General features: G+C 72.4%; 18 protein-coding genes. 8 read left to right on the top strand and 10 right to left on the bottom strand.

Annotation, left to right across the window (positions count from 1 at the left end; translation table 11 throughout):
• Positions 1-75: 75 nt before the first annotated feature.
• Complete coding sequence (locus tag ACFV4N_RS07215; protein WP_499671610.1) at positions 76-495, top strand: anti-sigma factor antagonist; 420 nt, start codon at positions 76-78, stop codon at positions 493-495.
• Positions 496-589: 94 nt separating this feature from the next.
• Positions 590-1,357 (top strand): F0F1 ATP synthase subunit A, encoded by a 768-nt coding sequence (gene atpB / locus ACFV4N_RS07220; RefSeq protein WP_499671611.1) that lies wholly within the window; start codon positions 590-592, stop codon positions 1,355-1,357.
• Positions 1,358-1,388: 31 nt separating this feature from the next.
• On the opposite strand, the gene ACFV4N_RS07225 is transcribed toward atpB, so the two are convergent.
• Both ACFV4N_RS07225 and ACFV4N_RS07230 read right to left on the bottom strand, forming a co-directional pair.
• Positions 1,389-2,009, bottom strand: coding sequence for a TetR/AcrR family transcriptional regulator (locus ACFV4N_RS07225; protein WP_499671612.1), 621 nt, complete (start codon positions 2,007-2,009; stop codon positions 1,389-1,391).
• 23 nt (positions 2,010-2,032) lie between these two features.
• Positions 2,033-2,845: a class I SAM-dependent methyltransferase gene (locus ACFV4N_RS07230; RefSeq protein WP_499671613.1), complete on the bottom strand. Its 813-nt coding sequence runs from the start codon at positions 2,843-2,845 to the stop codon at positions 2,033-2,035.
• Between the two features lie 112 nt (positions 2,846-2,957).
• Between ACFV4N_RS07230 and ACFV4N_RS07235 the strand changes: the two genes are divergently transcribed.
• Positions 2,958-3,287, top strand: coding sequence for a YnfA family protein (locus ACFV4N_RS07235; protein ID WP_499671614.1), 330 nt, complete (start codon positions 2,958-2,960; stop codon positions 3,285-3,287).
• A 4-nt stretch (positions 3,288-3,291) separates the two neighbouring features.
• Here ACFV4N_RS07235 and ACFV4N_RS07240 read toward each other — a convergent pair whose 3' ends face one another.
• A complete protein-coding gene (locus tag ACFV4N_RS07240; RefSeq protein ID WP_499671615.1) occupies positions 3,292-4,254 on the bottom strand; it encodes a pirin family protein in 963 nt (320 codons plus the stop codon).
• 234 nt (positions 4,255-4,488) lie between these two features.
• Between ACFV4N_RS07240 and ACFV4N_RS07245 the strand changes: the two genes are divergently transcribed.
• The 3 genes from ACFV4N_RS07245 (at position 4,489) to ACFV4N_RS07255 (ending at position 7,073) form a co-directional block, all read left to right on the top strand.
• Positions 4,489-6,417, top strand: coding sequence for an alpha-glucuronidase (locus ACFV4N_RS07245; RefSeq protein WP_499671616.1), 1,929 nt, complete (start codon positions 4,489-4,491; stop codon positions 6,415-6,417).
• 156 nt (positions 6,418-6,573) lie between these two features.
• Complete coding sequence (locus ACFV4N_RS07250; RefSeq protein ID WP_499671617.1) at positions 6,574-6,834, top strand: hypothetical protein; 261 nt, start codon at positions 6,574-6,576, stop codon at positions 6,832-6,834.
• 2 nt (positions 6,835-6,836) lie between these two features.
• A complete protein-coding gene (locus ACFV4N_RS07255) occupies positions 6,837-7,073 on the top strand; it encodes a hypothetical protein (RefSeq protein ID WP_499671618.1) in 237 nt (78 codons plus the stop codon).
• 34 nt (positions 7,074-7,107) lie between these two features.
• Here ACFV4N_RS07255 and ACFV4N_RS07260 read toward each other — a convergent pair whose 3' ends face one another.
• The 7 genes from ACFV4N_RS07260 to ACFV4N_RS07290 all read right to left on the bottom strand — a co-directional run bounded on the left by ACFV4N_RS07260 (position 7,108) and on the right by ACFV4N_RS07290 (position 17,404).
• Positions 7,108-9,105, bottom strand: coding sequence for a beta-galactosidase (locus ACFV4N_RS07260; protein WP_499671619.1), 1,998 nt, complete (start codon positions 9,103-9,105; stop codon positions 7,108-7,110).
• Entirely contained in the window at positions 9,102-9,791 is a 690-nt protein-coding gene (locus ACFV4N_RS07265) for a glycosyl transferase (RefSeq protein ID WP_499671620.1), read from the bottom strand. The genes ACFV4N_RS07260 and ACFV4N_RS07265 overlap by 4 nt, the downstream gene beginning before the upstream one ends.
• A 67-nt stretch (positions 9,792-9,858) precedes the next feature.
• A complete protein-coding gene (locus tag ACFV4N_RS07270; protein ID WP_499671621.1) occupies positions 9,859-11,385 on the bottom strand; it encodes a GH39 family glycosyl hydrolase in 1,527 nt (508 codons plus the stop codon).
• Positions 11,386-11,464: 79 nt separating this feature from the next.
• Positions 11,465-13,087 carry an ABC transporter substrate-binding protein gene (locus tag ACFV4N_RS07275; protein WP_499671622.1) on the bottom strand — a complete coding sequence of 541 codons (1,623 nt, stop codon included), beginning with the start codon at positions 13,085-13,087 and terminating at the stop codon, positions 11,465-11,467.
• A gap of 65 nt (positions 13,088-13,152) precedes the next feature.
• On the bottom strand, positions 13,153-14,091 hold the full coding sequence (locus tag ACFV4N_RS07280; RefSeq protein ID WP_499671623.1) for a carbohydrate ABC transporter permease: 939 nt from the start codon (positions 14,089-14,091) through the stop codon (positions 13,153-13,155).
• Complete coding sequence (locus ACFV4N_RS07285) at positions 14,088-15,071, bottom strand: ABC transporter permease (protein ID WP_499671624.1); 984 nt, start codon at positions 15,069-15,071, stop codon at positions 14,088-14,090. The genes ACFV4N_RS07280 and ACFV4N_RS07285 overlap by 4 nt, the downstream gene beginning before the upstream one ends.
• Entirely contained in the window at positions 15,068-17,404 is a 2,337-nt protein-coding gene (locus ACFV4N_RS07290; protein WP_499671625.1) for a beta-xylosidase/alpha-l-arabinosidase, read from the bottom strand. The genes ACFV4N_RS07285 and ACFV4N_RS07290 overlap by 4 nt, the downstream gene beginning before the upstream one ends.
• A gap of 230 nt (positions 17,405-17,634) precedes the next feature.
• Here ACFV4N_RS07290 and ACFV4N_RS07295 point away from each other — a divergent pair, with 230 nt between their 5' ends.
• Together ACFV4N_RS07295 and ACFV4N_RS07300 are read left to right on the top strand one after the other, a co-directional pair.
• Entirely contained in the window at positions 17,635-18,681 is a 1,047-nt protein-coding gene (locus ACFV4N_RS07295; protein ID WP_499671626.1) for a LacI family DNA-binding transcriptional regulator, read from the top strand.
• A gap of 58 nt (positions 18,682-18,739) precedes the next feature.
• Positions 18,740-19,024, top strand: a complete 285-nt coding sequence (locus ACFV4N_RS07300) for a hypothetical protein (RefSeq protein ID WP_499671627.1) — start codon at positions 18,740-18,742, stop codon at positions 19,022-19,024.
• The last annotated feature ends 15 nt before the right edge of the window (positions 19,025-19,039 follow it).

Genomic DNA, 19,039 nt, shown 5'->3' on the forward strand with positions numbered 1-19,039 from the left:
CCCAGGTTAACCTCGTAGGCCCCACCGCACAGATCACCGCTGAGGGGGAGGTGCCCGCTGGGCCGCGGTCGGGGTGTGATCTTCTGGTACGAGGCGGTGTCGTTGAACCAGCAGCGCACCTGCGCGAATGAACCCGCTGAAGAACGGATCCTCATGCCTTCCCTGGACTTCGACACGTCGACCAGCCGCGTCGACGCGGGCCCCACCGTGGTCACCGCGCGCGGTGAGCTGGACATCGCCACCGTGGACAAGCTGCGCGGACCGCTGCTCGACGCCGTGGGCGACGGCCGGGGCGGCGTGGTCGTGGACCTGACGGACGTGCGGTTCTTCGCCTCGATCGGCATCGAGGCGCTGCTGGTGGCGCACGAGCGCACCCTCGCCGGCGGCGGTGTGCTGAAGGTCGTCACGCCGCGCCTGGTGCGGCGGACCCTGGCCTCGGTCGGGCTGGTCGACGTGCTGGAGCTGCACGACACGCTGGAGGAAGCGCTGAGATGACCGCCGGGTAGCCGGAATCGTCAACTTTAGTGTGACGACAGGCCGCGGGCCGTCCGTTAAGTTCTCGTCAAGACCTTGGACGAGGGGGACGCCCATGGCCGACGATTCCTTCCGCCCGCCCGGCGCGGTGGACATGTTCCCGCCGCCGATCTTCGGCGACGTGACCAAACCGATGGTGCTGGTCGTGCTGTCGGTGGTGATCATCAGCACGTTCTTCCTGGTCACCAGCCGCAACCTGAAGCTGGTGCCGAGCAGGTGGCAGTTCGCCGCCGAGTCGGTCTACGACTTCGGCCGCAACACCGTCGCCCGGGAGCAGATCGGGGCGAACGACTTCCGCCCGTTCGTCCCGTTCATCGTGTCGATCTTCTGCTTCGTGCTGGTCAACAACATCTTCGGCATCGTGCCGCTGGTGCAGTTCCCGACCATGGCGCACATCGGCTTCCCGGCCGCGGTGGCGCTGCTGCTGGTGTTCCCGCTCTACCACTACGTGGGGATCAGGCGGCACGGGCTCGTGGGCTACCTGCGCAACCAGTTCGTCATCCCGGACGTGCCGAAGCCGGTGCTGTGGCTGCTGCTGATCCCGACCGAGGTGATCCTCAAGTTCTTCTTCGACCCGGTGAACCTGGCGATCCGGGTGTTCGCGGCGATGTTCGCCGGGCACATGCTGGTCATGGTGTTCACGCTGAGCGGCGAGTTCCTGCTGCTGGAGGCCGGGCCGCTGCTCAAGCCGGTGTCGGTGGTCAGCTTCGCCCTGGCGATCGGCATCACGATGCTGGAGGCGCTGATCCAGGTGCTGCAGGCATACATCTTCGCGACCCTGTCCGCGCACTACATCGGCCGGGCGCTGGCGGCGCACCACTGAGCGCGGGCGGCGCGCCGGCCGTCGGCGGGCGCTACCGGGGCGCGATGCCGTTGAGCACGGTCGACACCAGCGCGTCCACGTACCCCGGCGGCACCTCCACGGTCGCGCCCGGGTTCCGGTAGAGGCGGGGCAGCACGAGTTCGTGGCACGCGCCGACCACCAGCGTGGCGACGGCGTCGACGTCGGTGCCCGCCGCCACCCGGCCGCGCTCGCGCTCCGCGCGCAGGTGGTCGGCCAGCGCCGCGTGCAGGCCGCGACCGTCCGCCATCGGGTCGGGCAGCGCGTCGAACCTGGCGAACACCTCGGGCTGCCCCACCAGTCCGGCGAACGCGGGCAGGATCGCCGCGTGCACTTCCAGGGCGTGCACGACGAACGCGCGCAGGTCCTCGGCGAGCGTCCCGCCGGTGGCCGGCGGGCCGAGGCGGTGCCCGGTGGACCGGACGTGCTCGTGCAGCGCCAGCGCGAGCAACTCCTCCTTGTCGGTGAAGTGGTTGTAGAGCACGCCGACCGCCACGTCCGCCGCGCGGGCGATGTCGCGGACGGTGAGCCCGGCGGTGCCGCGCTCGGCCACCAGCCGGGTCGCCGTCGCGATGAGGTGGTCACGCAGGCTCACGTCGCCGTCGCGCAGTGCCGCTGCTCGTCTCGGTGCCATCGCGCTGCATCGTAAGGGCCGGTTCAGGCCCGTGCGGTCACGAGCCACGCCTCGCCGCGCAGCCGCACCCCGTCCGGCCCGGCGTGCGGGACCAGGGCGTCGGCCACCGCCCGCCGGACGCGCTCCTCGGCGGCCGGGTCGGCGTCGCGCAGCGCGAACCGGACCGGTCCCCACTCGAGCAGGAAGCCCGTCGCGTCCGCGACGTCGCGCCCCCACGTGCCGGCGGCCTCGACCGGCTCGGTCGCGACGTCCCGGAACCCGGCCCCGCCGAGCACGTCCCGCACGACGTCCGGGTCGGACAGCGACAGCGGGCCCGCCGGACCGGGCTGGGGTCCCCCGCCGCCGAGCGGCGCGAGCACGGCGGCGAGGTCGCCCAGGCCCCGCATCGACAGGAACGCCAGCCGCCCGTCCGGGCGGAGCGCGCCGCGGACGTTGCCGAAGGCGCGGACCGGGTCGGCGAAGAACATGACCCCGAACCGGCTCACCGCGACGTCGAACGCGCCCGGCGGGAACGGGAAGACCTGCGCGTCGCCCTGCTCGAACGCGACGTCGCGGACGCCCTCCTCGGCGGCGAGGGCGCGTGCGCGGGCGAGCATCGGGCCCGAGAGGTCGATGCCGAGCGCCCCGCCGCCGCGCCGTGCCGCGAGCCGGGTGAGCTGACCGTTGCCGCAGCCGACGTCGAGGACGCGGTCGGCGGGGCCGATGCCGGCGGCGGTGAGCAGCACGTCGTTGTAACCGCTGTTCACCGCGTCGTAGCGCTCGTGGTGGTCGGCCCAGTGGGTGCCCTCGTAGCCGTTCCAGGCCTCGGCCTGGTGGGTGTTGACGATGTCGCGCACGCTCGCTCCCTCTCTATGAACACCTGTTCATGAACAAGCGTTCATAACGAGAGCCGGCTTGTCAAGGACCTTCACCCGGGGTCGTGACGGGCGCGCGGCTATCGTCGCGATCATGACGGTCGTCCGCTCGCTGCTGTTGTTCGCGCTGGCCGCGCTCGCCGAGATCGGCGGGGCGTGGCTGGTCTGGCAGGGCGTGCGCGAGCACCGGGGCCTGCTGTGGGTCGGCGCGGGCGTGGTGGCGCTCGGCCTGTACGGGTTCGTCGCGACGTTGCAGCCGGACGCGAACTTCGGCCGCATCCTGGCCGCCTACGGCGGGGTGTTCGTGGCCGGCTCGCTGGCGTGGGGGATCGTCGTGGACGGCTTCCGCCCGGACCGCTGGGACTACGCGGGCGCGGCGATCTGCCTCGTCGGCGTCGCCGTGATCATGTACGGGCCGCGCTGACGCCTCACGGGTTGCCGCGCGGCCGGAGCCTGCCCCCCGGCAGCGGGGGCGCGGGCAGCCGGTCGCCGGGGTAGCCCTCGACGCGGCCGAACCGCTCCGACCCGGCCTGCCACTGCTCGCGGTACCGCGCCACCTCGTCGTGGCTGCGGCCGACGAAGTTCCACCACATGACGAGCTGCTCGCCGAACGGCTCGCCGCCGAGCAGGACCACGCGCGCGGGCACGTCGCCGGGGTTGGCCAGGCGCAGCCGGGAGCCGCCCGGGCCCACGTAGCCGAGCGCGCCCCGGGCCAGCGGCGCGCCCTCCAGCTCGACCTCGCCCAGGTCGACCAGCGCGCCGTGCTCGAAGGCCGGGTCCACCTCCAGGTCGAGCCGGGCGCCCGGGTCCAGCACGACCTCGGCGCCCAGCAGCGGGGTGAAGGTGCGGACCGGGGACGTGTGCCCGGCCACCGTGCCCAGGAACACGCGCGCGGTCGCGCCGCCCAGGTCCACCGGCTCGGGCACGTGGTGCTGGAAGTCGCGGGGCGCGTCGCGGTCGGCGTCGGGCAGCGCGATCCACAGCTGCACGCCGTGCAGCACGGTCGTGGCGGGCGTGGACACCTCCGAGTGGCAGATGCCGTGCCCGGCGGTCATCAGGTTCAGCTCGCCCGGCCGCACCAGGGCGTGCACGCCCAGGCTGTCGCGGTGCTCGATCTCGCCGCTGAACAGCCAGCTCGCGGTCTGGAGCCCGGTGTGCGGGTGCGGCGCGACGTCCATGCCGCCGCTGAGCGAGACGTCGTCGGGCCCGTAGTGGTCGGCGAAGCACCACGCGCCGATCAGCGACCGCGACCTCTGCGGCAGGGTGCGGCGCACGGTCATCGCCCGGGGGCCGCCCAACGGCACGTCGCGAGGCTCCAGGACCTCGACCACGGCCACCCGGGGCGCGTTCCCGCAGACCAGCTCGGCCGGTTCGGCCTCGACGTTGCTCACACCGAGCCATGGTAGGCGCTCCGCCGGCGGGGTGGCGGGGCCGTGGGTGGCGGGGCCGTGGGTGACGGGGCCGTGGGTGGCGGGGCCGCGGGCCGTTGCCATTCCCGTCCGCGTTCCCGTCCGCATTCCTGTTCCCCTTCCCGTTCCCGTTCCCGTTCGCGACGAAATTCTTTCGCCGTCCCCTGTGGACTCCGGGCGGTGATTTCCTCCTTGCCGGCAACTAGGTTCGGTGGCGTGACGCCTCCTCACCCCGCCTGGCTGCCCGTCTCCGCGTTCCGCCCCGTCGGCTCCCGGCGCGTCCGGGTGACCGGCGCCGGGACCCTCGTCGACACCGTGCGCGGCGAGGTCGCCGCCGCGGTCGCCGCGCACGGCGGCGCGCTGGTCGGCGACGGCCCGGCCGACCTGGACCTGGTCTGCGAGGGCGACGACGGCTCCGAGGCGTTCACCGTGGCGCGGGAGGGCGCCACCTCGGTCCGGGCCACCGGCGGCGCGGGCCTGCTCTACGGGTTCCACCACGTGGTGCGGCTGGGCGAGGCCGCGTTCGCCGCCGACTTCGCGCCCGAGCGCCACGCGCCCCGGCAGCCTATCCGGATGCTCGACCACTGGGACAACATGGACGTCCACCCGGTCATGGGCCAGGTCGAGCGCGGCTACGCGGGCGACTCGATCTTCTACGCCGACGGCCGCGTGCGCGAGGACCTGGGCCGGGTCGAGGCCTACGCCCGCCTGCTCGGCTCCATCGGCGTCAACCGGGTCGGCCTGAACAACGTCAACGTGCACCGCACCGAGGCCCGCCTGCTCACCGACCTGCTGCCGGACGCGGTGCGGCTCGCCGACGCGTTCCGGCCGCACGGCATCCGCGTCCACCTGTCGGTCGGCTTCGCCTCGCCCATCACCCTCGGCGGCCTGCCCACGGCCGACCCGCTCAACCCCGCCGTGCGCGAGTGGTGGGACCGCGCCACCGCCGCCGTCTACGCCGCGATCCCCGACTTCGGCGGGTACGTCGTCAAGGCCGACTCCGAGGGGCAGCCCGGCCCCTTCGCCTACGGCCGCGACCACGCCGACGGCGCCAACCTGCTGGCCCGTGCCCTCGCGCCGTTCGGCGGCACGGTGTTCTGGCGCGCCTTCGTCTACAACCACCGCCAGGACTGGCGCGACCGCTCCACCGACCGCGCCCGCGCCGCGCACGACCACTTCGCCCCGCTCGACGGCGCGTTCGACCCCAACGTGGTGCTCCAGGTCAAGTACGGGCCGGTGGACTTCCAGGCCCGCGAGCCCGTCTCGCCGGTGATCGCCGCGATGCCCGGCACCCGGCTGGCGGTGGAGCTCCAGGTCACCCAGGAGTACACCGGGCAGCAGAAGCACGTCTGCCACCTCGTCCCGCAGTGGAGCGAGATCCTCCGCTTCCCCCTCAACGGCGAGACCGTCGGCGACATCGCGGACGGCGTCGTCGCCGTGTCCAACGTCGGGCGGGACCGGTTCTGGACCGGCCACCCGCTGGCGCAGGCCAACCTGTTCGGCTTCGGCCGCCTGGCCTGGGACGACCGGCTCGCGCCCGAGGCGGTGCTGGACGAGTGGATCGGCCTGACGTTCGAGGACCCGGCCGCGCGCGAACCGCTGCACGAGCTGATGGACGACTCGTGGCGCACCTACGAGCGCTACACGGCACCCCTGGGCGTCGGCTTCATGGTCAACCCGGGCAACCACTACGGCCCCGGCGTGGACGGCTACGAGTACTCCCCGTGGGGCACCTACCACTTCGCCGACCGCGACGGCGTGGGCGTGGACCGGACGCGCGCCACCGGCACCGGCTTCACCGGCCAGTACCCGGCGCCGTGGCGGGACGTCTACGAGTCGCCGGAGACCTGCCCGGACGAACTGCTGCTGTTCTTCCACCACGTCCCGTACGGCCACGTGCTGCACTCGGGGAAGACCGTGGTCCAGCACATCTACGACACCCATTTCCAGGGGGTGGAGGAGGTCGAGCGGATGGTCTCGGTGTGGGCGGGGCTGAAGGGGCGCGTGCCGGACGCGGTGTTCGAGCGGGTGGAGGAGCTGCTGGCGGAGCAGCTGCGGTGCGCCACCGAGTGGCGGGACCAGGTGAACACCTACTTCTTCCGCAAGTCGGGCGTGCCGGACGCGCACGGGCGCACGATCCACTGACCGGGCGGGACCGACCGGGCGGGCAGCCGGTGCCGCCCTCCGGGGCAGCGCGTTCCGCCCTTTGGGCGGACCTCCGGACCGCCGTGCGCAGCAGCCGGCCGTGGTCGAATGGCCTGCGGAATCGCTTCGGCAGGAACACCGAGGGGAGGCAGGCTGATGGCGTTCAGCGACATCGGGGAGTGGACGTACCTCGCTCCCGGCCAGTCGGCGTACTGGTGGTACGACAGGGGAGGGTCCGACTTCGGGGTGCAGTTCGCCGCGGCGCAGATCTACGGCACCACGGGGTCCCGCCACAACGCGTCGGACCAGGGCAAGGCGCGGTTCGCCGGCGGGTACGTGCAGTACTACGTCACGATCACCAACGTCGGCGCGACCAGCGGCGACTGGCACAAGCTCATGGGGGGTGGGTTGGTATGAGGATGACCGTCGTGACCGGCGGGGGGAAGCTCGTCGCCGCCGCGCGGGGCGACCTCAGGTCACCGGACGTGCGGACCACCGAGCCCACCGACCAGGGCTGGTTCCGGGCGGGCCTGCTCGCGGGGCCCGGGCAGGAGGTCCACGTCGTGGACGTCGACGACGAGGTGGCCGAGCTGCGCGACCCGGTCGAGTTCGCCGACCGGGTCTCCCGCGGGCTCGCCGAGCAGGACCTCCTCTGAGGGGAGGCCCGGGGGTGGGGGGACTCCGCGCCCCCTACCCCCGCACCACCAGCACGTCGGTCGGCTCCAGCACCAGGTCGTCACCGGCCGCCAGCTCGCGGCCGGACAGCACGTCCAGTCCCGTCACCGGGCAGGGCACGACCCGTCGCGGCCCGTGGTTGAGCACGTAGGTCCACCGCGTGCCGTCCTCGGCCACCCGTTCGGCCACCTCCACGTCGGGCACGTCGGCCAGCGGCCCGGCCAGGCCGTGCTCGTCCAGCGCCGCCCGCACCACCGCGGCCACGCCCGCGTCGTCCAGCAGGGTCGCCGCGTACCAGGCGCCGCCCCGCCCGCGCGCCGCCCGGGTCACGGCCGGCGCGCCGGCGTAGAAGTCGGCCCCGTAGGCGCCCAGCACCTCCGCGTCCTCGACCACGACCACCTCGAACACGTGCCGGGCCTCGTGCTCGGTCCCGAACAGCGTCACCGGGTTCACCACGTCCGGCTGCCGGGCGTCGGTCTCCTCGACCCACAGGCCCAGCAACGAGGCGAACGGGCCGTCGTCGGGGAAGGCGTTGTCGTCCTCGTCCACGCGGCCCGACAGGGCGGTGGTCACGAACGTGCCGCCGGCCGCCACGAACGCCGACACGCGCTCGGCGAAATCACCCTTCACCACGTGCAGCAGGGGCGCCACGACCACGTCGTAGCCGGACAGGTCCGCGGTCACCGGCACCACGTCCAGCGGCGCGTTCGCCTGCCACAGCGCCCGGTGGTAGGAGGTCAGCACGTCCAGGTAGCGCACGTTCCGGTTGGGGCCGTCGGACATCTCGACCGCCCACCAGCTGTCCCAGTCGACCAGCAGCGCGACCCGCGCCCGGACCCGCGCGCCGGTCAGCGGCGCCCCGACCCGGGCGAACTCCTCGCCCAGCGCCGCCACCTCGCGGAACAGCCGCGTCCCCGTGCGCCCGGCGTGGTCGAGGACCGCGCCGTGGTACTTCTCGCACGCGCCGCGCGACTGGCGCAGCTGGAAGTACAGCACCGCGTCGGCCCCGTGCGCGACGGACTGCCACGACCACAGCCGCAGCACGCCGGGCCGCTTGACCGGGTTCACGTCGCGCGAAGCCGTCACCGACGGGGTCTGCTCCATGACCCAGAACGGCCGGCCGCCGCACAGCCCCCGCGTCAGCCCGTGGGCCAAGGCCATCCGCGCGGCCGTGCGCGACGCCGACGGGTCCTCCGGCGGGTAGTTGTCCCAGGAGGCGAAGTCCAGGTGCGGCGCCCACCGGTGGTAGTCGACGGGCTGGTAGAGCCCCATGAAGTTGGTGGTCACGGGCGTGTCCGGGACGTGCTCGCGGATCGCCGCCTTCTCCGCGACGAACCCGCCGAGCAGCGCGTCGGACAGGAACCGCCGGTAGTCCAGCGTGATGCCCTGGAACGCGGTGTGGTTCGGCCCGCGCCAGTGCTCCGACAGCGCGGTGGGCGGCTGGACCTGCTCCCAGTCGGTGAAGGTGTGCGACCAGAACGCGGTGTTCCACGCCCGGTTGAGGCCGTCGAGGTCGCCGTGGCGCTCGCGCAGCCAGTTCCGGAACGCGGCGGCGCACAGCGGGCAGTAGCACGCGCCGCCGTACTCGTTGCCCACGTGCCAGGCCACGATCGCCGGGTCGGCCCCGTACCGCTCGGCGAGCTTCCCGGCCAGCGCCACCGACAGCCGGCGGAAGTCCGGTGACGACGGGCACGCGTTGTGCCGCTGCCCGTAGACGTGCCGGCGGCCCTCGAAGTCGACCCGGCAGGCGTCGGGGTAGGCGTGCGCGAGCCACGGCGGCATCGCGCCGCTGGGCGTGGCGAGCACGATCCGCGCGCCCTCGGCGGTCGCGCGCCCGACGATCGCGTCCAGGGTCGAGAAGTCGTAGGCGTCCTCGGCCGGTTGGAGGTGCGCCCACGCGAACACGCCGAGCGTCACCGTGTTGATCCGCGCGAGCCGGAACGCCTCGTAATCGCGGTCCCACACCTCCCGGGGCCACTGCTCGGGGTTGTAGTCGCCGCCGTAGCCGATCACGCGGTGAACCTTTCCGTGGCGTCGCGCAGCACCGGTTCGGCGTTGCGCAGCAGGAGCAGGGTGAAGGGCGACGCGAGCAGCACGAGCACCCAGTCCGAGGTCAGCGCGACCAGCCCGCCGGCGGCGACGACCAGGGACAGCGCGCCCAGCGCGCTCGCCGGGCGGGCCGCGAGGTAGTAGGACGCCAGCCGCGCGGTGTCCCGCGTGCGCAGCGACAGCGCGGAGGACAGCACCAGGGCGTTGGAGGCCCACACCAGCACGCCGACGGCGGTCAGCACGAGCAGCACCCCGTACGCGGCGGGCACGCCCGCCAGCCCCAGGTTCGCCACGCTGAAGCCGATCACGGTCAGCACCGCCACCGCGGGCGCCCACCAGCGCAGCACGTCCAGCCAGTTGAGCCGGTAGCCGCGCCGGAAGTGGCTCGCGGGGGAGAGGTCGCGGTCGGCCAGGAACACCCGCCACGCGAACACCGCCGCCGACAGCGAGGGGCCGACCGGGAGGAAGCACAGGCCGATCAGCGGCGCGTTGCCGCCGCCGCCGGCGAGGAACACGACGAGCACGAGCGCGGGCGCGGTGGTGAGCACCACCAGCACCTCGATCACCAGGAACCAGTAGACGACCGACGCGATGCGCGACAGGACGCCGGCGCCGACCTCGTCCGCCGGGTCCTGCCGCGGCCCGGTCACGACCGCTCCCGCGGCCCGGTCGCGAAACACCCGCGCGGCCCGGTCACGACCCGCTCCCGCGACCCGGTCACGACCACTCCGCCACGAGCCGGTCGTCCGAGCCGCCGAGCAGCCTGCGGTCGTCCAGGCCCGGGTGCTCCTCGGGCCGCACCGGCAGCACCTCGACGAAGGTCACCTCGTGCCTGCCCAGCGCCAGGTCCAGCGCCACCCGCCCGTCCGCGACCGCGTGCGCCCGGTGCTCCACGGCCGGCCGCGCGCAGTCCCGCAGCACCGCCAGCTCCCGCTCGCCGGGCGACCGGGGCCTGCCCAGCTCGCGCCAGGCGGCGAACGCGTTGCCGTCGTGCTCGTTGACCCGCTCCCGGCGGGTGAAGACCCGCTCGCCGGGCGCGGGGACCGACAGCCGCACGATGTGCCGCTCGGGCGCCGCGTCGCCCTCGGTGCCGCCCACCGGCTGCCAGGCCAGCACGGTCACCCGGCCGTCGTCGTCGAGGCACACCAGGTGGTCCTCGCCGCGCGCCAGCACGTGCGCGCCCATGCGGGCCATGAACGCGTACAGGTGGTAGGTCGGCTTGGGGACCTGCCGGTGGGTCAGCAGGCCGAACCCGCCGTGGAACAGCGAGGTGGGCACGTCCACCTCCTCGAAGACGTCGCAGAACGTCCAGTACGAGTAGGAGTCCACCAGGTCCGTGCCGCCCGCCACCACCGGCGCCAGGTAGGCGGCGTTGTAGGCGGTGTCGTGGATCGGGTTGTCCGGCCGGTAGGAGGTGTTGAACTCGGTGATGTGCACGGGCAGCCCGGCCAGCGCCGTGCCCGCGAGGTGCCTGCGCGGCGCGTCGAACTGCTCCAGCAGCGCCCGGGGCGACAGCAGCGTCTGGTAGGTGCCGAACGGGACGTGCTGGGCCGGGCCCGAGGTGTAGGCGTGCCGCGAGACGAAGTCGACCGGCACGTCCCGGGAGGCGACGAACTCCGCGAACGGCGCCCACCACTCGTCCGAGCCGGGCGAGATCGCGGGCCCGCCGACCTGGAGGCCCGCGTCCAGGTCCTTGAGCGCCCGCGCGGTGGTCTCGTAGAGCCGGAAGTACGCCTCCTGGTCGGCGTCCTTCCAGAAGGCCGTCAGGTTCGGCTCGTTCCACACCTCGATCGGCCAGGTGCGCACCTCGTCGAGGCCGTACCGGTCGATCAGGTGCGCCACCACCGCCCGCACGAGCGCGGCCCACGCGGCCTGCTCGCGCGGCGGGGTGATGTTGCCCTTCCACCAGAACACGGTGTCGTCGCCGGAGGCGAGCGCGGTGGGCATGAACCCCAGCTCGACGAAGGGGCGGATGCCCAGCTCCAGGAACCGGTCGAACACCTGGTCCAGGTAGGTGAACGAGTACCGGGTCACGCCCTCCGACACGCGCAGCACGCCCATGTCGTCGGACAGCAGGCCGTGGCCCCGGATGTGCCGGAACCCGATCTCCCGCTGCACCAGCGCCAGCGATTCCTGGTAGTCCGCCCGCAGCGCGAGGTTGAGCCTGCCGGTGCCGACGCAGTGGCGCCAGGACTCCGACAGGCGGCCGAGCGGCTCGGCGGGTACGACGACGACGTGGCTCAACTCGAAACCTCCACACGCGGGCCGGGTCCGGCCGCCCAACCGCGGCCGGACCCGGGTCTTCACGGCTGTCCTGGTGTGATCAGCCGTTCTTCTGCTTGAACCGCTCGTAGGCGCTGTTGACCAGCTCCATGTACTGGGTCATGCCCTTGGCCTCCAGCTCCTTGACGTAGGCGTCCCACTCGGAGATGTCGCGGTCGCCGAGGATGAACTGGAGGGTGCCCTGGGTGGCGGCGTCCTTGAGCGGGGTCTCCCACAGGGTGGCCTGCTCGCGCTCGTCCGCGGTGAACGGGTGCGGCGGGGGCAGCGGGACGGGCTTCTTGGCCTTCATCGCCTCCTGGAAGGTGATCTCCTCGGGCGTGAACATCGACCGGAGCAGCTCGGTCTTGCCGCCGTAGGCGAACACGCCGCCCTGGAAGCCGAAGTTCTTCTGGAGGTGCTGCGGCGCGCCGGTGTTCAGGCCGCCGAACGCGATGTCGGACTTCAGCGCGCGCTTGCCGGAGGCGTCCTTGTCGTAGGTCGTGCCCGGCACGCCCCACTTGGCGAACTCCTGGCCCTCGTCGGAGTACCAGAGCCAGTCGATGAACTGCATCATCGCCACGAACTTGTCGCTCTCCAGCGCCTTGGCCGAGATCATCAGGCCGTTCTCCAGGCGCGTGCCGGCGACCACGTCGCCCTTGGGGCCCGCGGGCAGGGTGATCTTGGCGATGGTGGCGCCGGGGATGTTCTTCAGCGCCGGGCGGTAGTCGTTGACCAGCGTCTGGGCGTTGGTGCTGATCGCGTACGACTTGCCGTTGGCCAGCTTCTGGAAGGCGGGCTCGTCCTTCTGCGTGAAGCTCTCCGGGTCCATCAGGCCCTCGGCGACGAGCTTGCGGAAGTACTCGACCATCGCCTTCTGCTCGGCGGAGGCGCCGGTGAAGACGAACTTGCCCTCGTCGGCGTTCCACTGGGTGTTGGTCCAGCCCCAGCCGCCGCTGGTGCCGAAGGTGCCCGCGGCGTAGTTGAGGATCGCCTTGCCCTCGAACCGGTCGGACAGCGGGTAGCTGTCCGGGTGCGCGGCCTTGATCGCCTTGAGGACGGTGTAGACCTCGTCCCAGCTCTTCGGGGTCTGGAGGTTCAGGCGCTGCAGCTCGTCGGTGCGGAAGGCCAGCGTGTAGTCAGGCCACACGTTCTCGTGCACGCCGGGCAGCACGTAGAACTTGCCGTCCTCCTGGCGCAGCGTGTTCAGCTCGGGCTGGAGCTTCCACTTCTCGACCTTGTCCTTGAAGTTCGGCATCAGGTCGAGGTAGTCGCTCACCGGCAGGATCGCGCCCGAGGCCACGAACGCCTGCTCCTGACCCGGGTAGGTCTTGGAGATGATGAACGGCGCGTCGCCCGCGCCCACCACCAGGCTGCGCTTCTGCTCGTAGTCGCTGTTGGGGACGACCGTCGGCTTGATCGAGACGTTCGTGCGCTCCTCCAGCTCCTTCCAGAACAGCCAGTCGTCCTTGATCGGGTAGTTCGGGTGGTCGTTGTACAGCAGGCTGAACTCGACGGCCTCGGACGCCTTGAACTGCTGCCCCACCTCGTAGTCCGCCATCGCGGCGACCTTCTTGCCGTCCAGGTTGACGGCGGCGGGGGTCTCCTCGTCGCTGCACGCCGCGGACCCCAGCACGAGACTGCCGGCCGCCAGCGTCAGAAGCGCGCGCTTCCACATCGTTCTCATCGTGCTGCTCTCCTCGGGGGAACTGGGTCGTGCGACTCGCCTGTGGGCTCCGGTGCTCCGCCGGGTCACTGCTTCACCGCGCCGAGCATCACGCCCGACACGAAGTACTTCTGGATGAAGGGGTAGACGGTCACGATCGGCAGCACCGTGAGCACCATCGTGACGGCCTTGATGTTGGAGTTGATCTGGGTCATGTCCGTGCCGAGCCCGCCGCTGACCGACGTGGCCGTGGACGCGCCGGAGATCATGTTGCGCAGGTACACGGTGACCGGGAACAGGTCGGCCCGGTCGAAGTACAGGAACGCGGTGAACCACGAGTTCCAGTTGGCGACCGCGTAGAACAGCACCATGGTGGCGATCACCGCCTTGGACAGCGGCAGCACGATCTTGAGCAGGATGCCGTAGGTGTTCAGGCCGTCGATGGCGGCGGCCTCCTCCAGCTCCTTGGGCAGGCTCTCGAAGAACGCCTTCATCACCAGCAGGTTGAACACGCTGATCGCGTTGGGCAGCACGATCGCCCAGATCGTGTTCTTCATGCCCAGCTCGTTGATGAGCACGTAGTTCGGGATCAGGCCGCCGTTGAAGAACATGGTGAACACGGCGACGCCGATCAGCAGGGACCGGCCCTTGAGGTGGTGCTTGGACAGCACGTACGCGTACGTGGTGGTCAGCACCAGCGAGATCGCGGTCGCGACCACCGTGTAGACCACGGTGTTGAGGTAGCTGTTCCAGAACGCGGGGTCGCCCATGACGACCTCGTAGGTGTCCACGTTGAAGCCGCGCGGCCAGAAGTTGACCTGGCCCGCCAGGATGTACCGCTCGTCGCTGAACGACTGCGCCACGATGTTGACGAACGGGTACAGCGTCACCACCACCACCAGCAGCAGCACCGCGGTGTTGACGCGGCGGAAGACGCGGTAGCCGCGAGTGTCGTCGAGGGAGGTGCGGCGCGCCGCGGCCGGCTTGGCCATCCGCTCGGCGAGGCGCGTCGGGTCGGTGGTCACCACAGGCTCGTCCCCACTGCTCGGCGCGAGATCGCGTTGGCGGACAGGATCAGCGCCAGGCCGATGACCGCCTCGAACAGACCGATCGCGGCGGCGTAGCTGAAGTTGTTCGACACCAGGCCGACCCGGTACAGGTACGTCGAGATGACGTCCGCGGTCGGGTAGGTCAGCGGGTTGTAGAGCAGCAGGACCTTCTCGAAGCCCACCGCCATGAACGTGCCGATGTTGAGGATCAGCAGGGTGACCATCGTGGGGCGGATGCCGGGCAGCGTGATGTGCCACGTCTGCTTCCAGCGGCCCGCGCCGTCGATGCGCGCCGCCTCGTAGAGCTGGTTGTCGATGGTGGTCAGCGCGGCCAGGTAGAGGATCGTGCCCCAGCCGACGGTCTGCCACACCTCGGAGGAGACGTAGATGGTGCGGAACCAGTCGGCGTCCTGGGCGAACGCCACCGGGTCGCCGCCGAACGCCTTGACCACCTGGTTGACCGTGCCCTCGACGGAGACGAGCTGGAGCACCATGCCCGCGACGATCACGATCGACAGGAAGTGCGGCAGGTACGACACCGTCTGCACGAACCGCTTGAAGTAGCGGGTGCGGACCTCGTTGAGCAGCAGCGCCAGCACGATCGGCAGCGGGAAGCAGAACAGCAGGGTCAGCGCCCCGATGATCATCGTGTTCCCGAAGACCTGCCAGAACGTCGGGTCGTTGAGGAACATCTTGACGTAGCGCAGGCCCACCCACGTCTCGCCGTAGATGTCGCCGCCCGGCACGAACCGGCGGAACGCGATGACGTTGCCGAGCATCGGCAGGTACCGGAACACCAGGAAGAACAGCAGCGGCACGACGACGAGCGTGTAGAGCTGCCAGTCGCGGCGGACGGCCCGCCGCCAGGTCTCCCGCCTGCGCGGCCCGCGGGCCTCCGGGGGCTTCGCGACCGGGGCGCCCGCCGCGGGCGCCGGTTCGCGGACCTGGGTGGTCATGAGCCCTCCACCTCCTTCACGGTCGCGGTGGTCAGCCAGTCCCGGGTGTGGTCGACCTCCCGGGACGGGCCCACGAGGTCGAGGACGACCTCGTGGTGGACGACGGCGCTCGACCGGGACACGCGCAGCCGGACCTCGCCGGGCTCGACCACGCGCCGACCGCCGAGGCCGGTGAACGAGGTGACGTCGGCGGGCACGCGGAAGCGCACCGCGGCCGTCGCGCCGGGGTCGAGCGGCACCCGCGCGTAGCCGACGAGCCGCACCACCGGGCGCGTGACCTGGGCGACCGGGTCGTGCAGGTACAGCTGCACGACGTCCGCGCCCGCGCGCGCACCGGGGTTGCGCACCTCCAGCTCCAGCTCCACCGCGCCGTCGGTGGGCCAGTCGGCGCGGTCGACGCGCGGCTCCGACCAGGTGAACTCGTCGTAGCCCAGGCCGTGGCCGAACGGGAACGCCGGGGTCGGGTCGACGTTGGACACGTCGCTGCGCAGGCCGAGCCTTGCCGACAGGTAGGTGCCCGGCTGGCCGGAGGGGTCGGCCGGGATGCTCACCGGCAGCCGCCCGGAGGGGGACACCGCGCCGGTCAGCACGTCGGCGATGGCCCGGCCGCCGAGCTGGCCGGGGAAGAAGCACTGGACCGCGGCGGCCGAGCCGGCGACGAGGTCGCCGACCGCGTAGGGGCGCCCGGTGATCAGCAGCAGCACCACGGGCGTGCCCGTGGCGAGCACCGCGCGCACCAGGTCGCCCTGCGGTCCGGGCAGGGTCAGGTCGGTGGCGTCGCAGCCCTCGCCGGAGGTGCCGCGCCCGAACAGGCCCGCCAGGTCGCCGACGACGACCACGCACACGTCCGCGGCCGCCGCCGCCTCGACGGCCGCCGGGTCCACCTCGCCGCTGCGGACTTCGCAACCCCGCACATGCGCGACCTCGCCGTAAGCCTCGCGCAGGGCGTCGAGCACGGTCGGGATCTCCAGGCCCAGCGGCACGTCCGGGTGGTGCACGCCGATGTGCGCGGGGAAGGAGTAGCAGCCCAGCATCGCCATCGGGTCGTCGGCCAGCGGGCCGACCACGGCGACCTCCAGCCCCGGTGCGAGGGGCAGCACGCCGTCGTTGTCCAGCAGCACCACGGATTCCCGCGCCAGCCGCAGCGCCACGTCCCGGGCCTCCGGGGTGTCCAGCCGCAGGTCGTCGACGTCCGGGGGCAGCGGCGACCAGTCGGGGTCGAGCAGGCCCAGCTCCACCTTCTGCGCCAGCACGCGGCGCAGCGCGCGGTCGACCAGCTCCTCGGGCACGTCGCCGCGCTCCACGGCGGCCAGCAGCGGGTCCCCGTAGCAGCGCACGGTCGGCAGCTCCACGTCCACGCCCGCGGCGAGCGCCAGCGCCGCGGCCTGCTCCTCGTCGGCCGCCACGCCGTGCAGGGACTCCAGGAACTTGACCGCGAAGTAGTCGGCGACCAGCGTGCCGGTGAAGCCCCACGTGTCGCGCAGCAGCCCGGTGAGCAGGCCGCGATCGGCCGCCGACGGCACGCCGTCGACCTCGCTGTAGGAGTGCATGACCGACCGGACACCGCCGTCGCGCACGGCCATCTCGAACGGCGGCAGCACCACGTCCGCGAACTCGCGCGGGCCGAGGGCGACCGGGGCCAGGTTGCGGCCGGCGCGGGAGGCCGAGTAGCCCGCGAAGTGCTTGAGCGTGGCGACGACGCCCGACTCCTCCAGCCCGCGCACGTAGGCGGTGCCGACGGTACCGACCAGGTAGGGGTCCTCGCCGATGGTCTCCTCGGTGCGGCCCCACCGGTAGTCGCGGGTGACGTCCAGGACCGGGGCCAGGCCCTGGTGCACACCTGCGGCCCGCATCGACGCGCCGATCAGGCGGGACATCCCGGCGACCAGTTCGGGGTCGAAGCTCGCGCCCCAGGACAGCGGCGCGGGGTGCGCGGTGGCCCGCCAGGCGGCGAACCCGGTCAGGCACTCCTCGTGCACCAACGCCGGGATGCCGAAGCGGTTCGCGGCCACGACCTGCCGCTGGGACAGCGCGAGCGAGCGGGCGCCGGCCACCGGGTCGACCGGCCGGGTGCCGAACGGGCGGGTGAGCTGACCCAGGCCGTGCGCGATGACGTCCGACCAGACCGGGGGAGTGCCGGTCATGTCCGACTGGTGGGGCGCGACCTCGCCGCCCTCGGGGTCCGCGCCCACCCAGAGGCCCACCAGCTGGGCCAACTTCTCGCGGAGCGTCATGGCGGCGACGAGCGCCTCGACCCGTTCTGCCGCCGGGAGGCGCGTGTCGCGCCAGGCCTGCGCTTCGGGAGGCGCGGCGTCCGTCGTCCTGTTCCCCATCGACCAGGTTCCTCCGCAGTTCACGTCTTCGTGAAGGCCGAAAGTATCGCTTTGAATGCCGACATATACGACCCGGTGGGGAGAACGTAGGGGCTACTCGTTGGGGCGTCAACAAGTTCGTATTTGTGAACAGCCGCTGTTCAACCTTGGTAAGAACGTTTACGCTTTGAGATCGAAACTTTAGCCCCGGCGCCGCTGCTGCTCGGGTTACGTCGCGAACAGGGGCCTGCATGAGCGCGTCCATCGAGCCCGGCGCCGCCGGTGCGACCGACGGCCGGACGCCGTCGATCTCCTCCATCGCCGCCGAGGCCGGCGTGTCCATCCCGACGGTGTCCAAGGTGCTCAACGGGCGGCCGGACGTCGCCGCCGACACCAGGGCCCGCGTCGAGAGCGTCATCGAGCGCCACCGCTACCAGCGGCGGCGAGCCCGCCAGTCGTCCCGGCCCGCGTTGATCGACCTGGTGTTCCACGAGATGCACTCGGCCTGGTCGACCGAGATCATCCGGGGCGTCGAGCTGGCCGCGGCCGCCGAGCGGGCGGCCGTCGTGCTGTCCGAGCTGGGCGGCGCGCACCGGCCGCGCCAGGAGTGGTTCGACGACCTGCTCACCCGCCGCCCGCTCGGCGTCATCCTGGTGCTGGCCGAGCTGGACGACGGGCAGCGCCACCAGCTGGCCACCCGCAACATCCCGTTCGTCGTGGTCGACACCGCGGGCGAGCAGCCGCCGGGCGTGCCCACCGTGGGCTCGGCGAACTGGGCGGGCGGCCTGGCCGCCACCCGCCACCTGCTCTCCCTGGGCCACCAGCGCATCGCGGTGATCTCCGGGCCCACCACCATGCTGTGCAGCCGCGCCCGCATCGACGGTTTCCGCAGCGCGCTGGAGTCCGAAGGCGTCGCCGTGGAACCGGATTTCGTGCGCTACGGCGATTTCTACGTCAACGGCGGCTACTCCCACGGCCTGTCCCTGCTCGACCGGCCCGACCGGCCCACGGCGATCTTCGCCGGGTCGGACTTCCAGGCGCTCGGCGTGATGCGCGCGGCCCGCGAGCTGGGCCTGTCCATCCCGGAGGACCTGTCGATCGTCGGCTACGACGACGTCCAGGTCACCGAGTGGATCGGCCCGCCGCTGACCACCGTCCGCCAGCCGCTGCGGGAGATGGCCACCACGGCCGCGCAGATGGTCTTCACCCTGGCGCGCGGCGAGCGCCCGCCGAACGAGCGGATCGACCTGGCCACCGAGCTGGTCGTGCGCCAGAGCACCGCGCCGCCGAAGGGCTGAGCGGTGGTCGGCGGCGGCCCGGCCTGCGGGCGGGGCCGGTCCGGGCGATGCTGACGGGGTGGAGCGGACACCGGACGGCCGGCACGTGGTGGTCAACGGCAGGCGTTGGCGCGCCACCGACCCGGACATCCCCGAGGACGTGGCGGCGCGGCTGCGGCGGCTCCTGATGGCGGCCCGCCGCGACGTCGGGGCCGCCCTGCGCGCGGGTGACGCGGAGGCCGAGGCGCGGGCGCGGGGGCGCGTGCACGCCGCGAAGGTGGCGCTGGGCGAGCGCGGCACGCCGTGGTGGGAGCAGAGCGCGGAGGAGCGCCGGGAGCGCTGGGAGGCGGGACTCCGGGCTTGAACCTCCCGTCGGGGG

This window comes from Actinosynnema sp. NPDC059797, assembly GCF_042732085.1.
Taxonomy (GTDB): domain Bacteria; phylum Actinomycetota; class Actinomycetes; order Mycobacteriales; family Pseudonocardiaceae; genus Actinosynnema.

Bases quoted from the DNA above. Each gene is read 5' to 3' on its own strand.
- atpB (WP_499671611.1), top strand. From the start codon at position 590: ATGGCCGACGATTCCTTCCGCCCGCCCGGCGCGGTGGACATGTTCCCG.
- ACFV4N_RS07225 (WP_499671612.1), bottom strand. From the start codon at position 2,009: ATGGCACCGAGACGAGCAGCGGCACTGCGCGACGGCGACGTGAGCCTG.
- ACFV4N_RS07235 (WP_499671614.1), top strand. From the start codon at position 2,958: ATGACGGTCGTCCGCTCGCTGCTGTTGTTCGCGCTGGCCGCGCTCGCC.
- ACFV4N_RS07250 (WP_499671617.1), top strand. From the start codon at position 6,574: ATGGCGTTCAGCGACATCGGGGAGTGGACGTACCTCGCTCCCGGCCAG.
- ACFV4N_RS07255 (WP_499671618.1), top strand. From the start codon at position 6,837: ATGACCGTCGTGACCGGCGGGGGGAAGCTCGTCGCCGCCGCGCGGGGC.
- ACFV4N_RS07275 (WP_499671622.1), bottom strand. From the start codon at position 13,087: ATGAGAACGATGTGGAAGCGCGCGCTTCTGACGCTGGCGGCCGGCAGT.
- ACFV4N_RS07285 (WP_499671624.1), bottom strand. From the start codon at position 15,071: ATGACCACCCAGGTCCGCGAACCGGCGCCCGCGGCGGGCGCCCCGGTC.
- ACFV4N_RS07290 (WP_499671625.1), bottom strand. From the start codon at position 17,404: ATGGGGAACAGGACGACGGACGCCGCGCCTCCCGAAGCGCAGGCCTGG.
- ACFV4N_RS07295 (WP_499671626.1), top strand. From the start codon at position 17,635: ATGAGCGCGTCCATCGAGCCCGGCGCCGCCGGTGCGACCGACGGCCGG.